This window comes from Paenibacillus sp. sg306046 (assembly GCF_059821225.1).
This window is the reverse complement of record NZ_JCAMRT010000095.1, coordinates 1-831: the sequence shown is the minus strand read 5'-3', so window position 1 is coordinate 831 and position 831 is coordinate 1. Positions and strand designations below refer to the sequence as shown.

At 54.0% G+C, this 831-nt stretch carries 2 protein-coding genes; both read right to left on the bottom strand.

What is annotated here, in order from left to right; all coding sequences use genetic code 11:
* Positions 1-451: hypothetical protein (locus AC6ROY_RS25445; protein WP_500103352.1), on the bottom strand; the 451-nt coding region annotated here is incomplete at its 3' end.
* Between the two features lie 6 nt (positions 452-457).
* Positions 458-831, bottom strand: a 374-nt coding sequence (locus AC6ROY_RS25440; protein ID WP_500103351.1) for a hypothetical protein, incomplete at its 5' end; no start/stop codon positions are given.

Genomic DNA, 831 nt, shown 5'->3' with positions numbered 1-831 from the left:
GATGATCGCTGGCTTCACTCCACGTGTTGTAGGTTTCCGCAAGCCACAAGACATACTCGCCGTCTTCATTATATCTATAGACCCATATTCCATAATTAGGCAATTCACCGCCGAGCATATATTCAAAGTAAGCATTTTTCTCAGCCATTTCGGCTTGTGAGGACTGATATATACGCCCGATGGTCAAGTCAAGCCCATCTCGGCCGGGAAGCGTCAGGTCCACCTGCTTCAAGCTAAGCGAGCCGGTCTGCGGGTCAACCGTTTCCGTCGCGCCACTGCGATCCGCCAGGTCGGCTTTGTTCGTTTCATTAATCAAGGTCGGGCCGATCAGACCGTTCAGCACGCGCTCGATATCCTTCTGGGTTTCAGCATACACCTGCCCGGTCCATGCGGAACAAATGAGCAGGCTAAATGCCACAATCCGCAGCCAGTGGGTGATCAGATGTCTCATCTCACATTACTCCCTTTTCCCAAGCTTGGCTTTCGCCTGCTGATAAGCTTCGAGCAAGGAGCGCAACGACCTGTTTTGTTCGGCGGCCTGTTTCTCCAAGGTGTTGAATAGCACGAGGTCCACGCCCTCCACGGCAGCGGCGGTGAGATCCTGTGCGGCGAGACGATCAGGCGGAATAGTCAGCTGCCCCGCGCCGAGCTGTTTCATCAATTGCGCTTCTGTGCCCGACAAGCCGTGCTGCGCATACAGCGGAATCAGCTCCTCCAGGCCGATAAGCTCCTGAAACTGCTTGTACAAAATGACGAGCTGATACGTTTCCAGCAAGGGCAGCTTCTGTTGCTCGATTGTGGCGAAGGCTTTCGGTTGCCTGGCTTGAAAAT